Origin of the sequence: Helicobacter cappadocius, from assembly GCF_030688855.1 — a bacterium.
GTDB lineage: Bacteria > Campylobacterota > Campylobacteria > Campylobacterales > Helicobacteraceae > Helicobacter_J > Helicobacter_J cappadocius.
In genome coordinates this window covers 1-1,926 of the sequence record NZ_JAUYZK010000023.1, presented here as the reverse complement: position 1 = coordinate 1,926, position 1,926 = coordinate 1, and the positions used below count along the sequence as shown (strand labels likewise).

The 1,926-nt window shown below is 34.4% G+C and carries 1 protein-coding gene; it reads right to left on the bottom strand.

All coding sequences use genetic code 11. The features are described from left to right. Window positions 1-1,926: hypothetical protein (locus tag Q5I06_RS08590; protein WP_305517786.1), on the bottom strand; the 1,926-nt coding region annotated here is incomplete at both ends.

Below are 1,926 nucleotides of genomic sequence, written 5' to 3'. Positions count from 1 at the left end.
TCCAAAGTCAATAAAGTTATAGATATTTTTAGCATTATCATCATGGATATAAAAACCTAAGATAGAACCTGAATCATCTTTAGAAGCACTATAAGTGCAAGTAGAGCTATCAGAAGAGTTGGTGCAGGTTTTACTATAAGCTGGTTTTATTGAATCACTTCCTATAAAATTCACATTCAATGCTGAAGTAGTATAACCAATGGCTTTATCTATAGTATGTGCATTGTTTAGATCTAAATTCAAAGAATTTCCAGCACTATCTTTCATATCTCCAATGATATGCTCACTAATAAAGCTAGAAGCATCAGAGCTTAGATAAGCAGAAGTTGCTACATCTTGAATTTGCTGCTCTTTGTTGTATTGTTCCATTCCTGCTTTTAAAGAATCACTAGTGGCATTAAAAGTAATATTGAGTGATTGTAACTTTGAAGCAGAGCTATCAGAACTATCAAATTTAGTTCCATCTGTATTTTGAGGGGAGTTTTCAGGCAGGGAGTTAGCTCCACTTCCACTACTAACATTTGCACCTGTGCTAAGAGAAACTCCACTTTTATCTTCTAAGGCTGCACTTAAAGTAGAATTGAGGATATAAGCACTTCCATTAAAGCCCTTAATAGCAGAGAAATTAAAGCTATTATCATCGCTTACAAGTTTATCATCAGAATCTTTTTTAAAGCTTCCACTTCCATCTAATATGAGTGTTGAAGAGCTATCTCCCCCGATGATTTTCCCGCTATTACCTAGTGCATCTTTACCATAAAAAGCAAGATGAGCTACAATATTATTAGCCTGTGTTGCATCAGAGCCTAAAGTGAGGGTGCCACTTAAAGAAGATTTGGAAATTTTTAATTTAGCATCTCCAATAGCATTATTATCACTATAGTATTGCAAAGAAGTTTGTGCATTGTTATTGCTATCTACTCTATTGTCTAAATCCCTACTATCAAAGATGGCATTGAAGCTAACTTTAGCTTGAGCATTATATTTCTTATCTGTAGAAGTATAACTACTAGCAGAAACAATCGCATTAGAAATATTGCTTCCAAAAACATTGTAAATATAATTTGCATTGCCTCCTGCATTATTGGAAGTTGCAACATTAGAACTAAATAAAATACTTCCAGCTGTATTTAAAGTGCTATCAATTGAAGAAGTATCTGCTAATAGAGCATTACCTGCGTTGATAAAATTAATGGTTGCTTTAATTCCATCAGGATTTCCTGCTAAGGCAATGGGGGTTTTTGTAGTGGTGCTTAAAGCTTTATCTCCAATGAAGGTAAAATGATTATCCCCTCCTCTTAAATTCACACTTCCTCCTACATTAAGGCTAGAAGCCTCTATGTAGTCATTGATATTTTTAGTATTTCCACTAGCATCTGTGCTAGAAGTAATAAGGCTGTTATCTTCAGTTTGAAGAAGGTTATTAGCATTAGCAGTATCTGCATTAGCAAAGACCATATTCACATTGGTATTATTATTATCTGAATCAAGGCCATTTGCAACACTGATATTCACCCCTTTAAAGTTGTATGTTCCTTTTGCCCATTTGAGGTCATTGCTATTGTGATCAAATTGATTTTGCAAGAGGTTTAAAGTCCCGCCTGTGTTTAAAACAGAAATATTGAGGTTTTCATAATTCACCCCTAAATACAAATTCACACTTCCGCTATCTTTTCCTGTAGTGCTATCGTATTTGGAACTTCTAAGTGCTCCTTTTCCAACAAATGAAAGAGAAGAACCATCTGCAAGACCATAGATAGTATCTGTGCTTTGACTTTGATAAAAACTAGGATTAGAAGTGGTACTATCAAAGGAGAGATTGGCTAAAAGGGTTCCTTTATAGTTATTTTTACCATTAGCACTAGTTTGAAAACTATTTCCATAAATATCCCCAATGATGCTTGTATTCTTTGAGGTGAGGGTAGA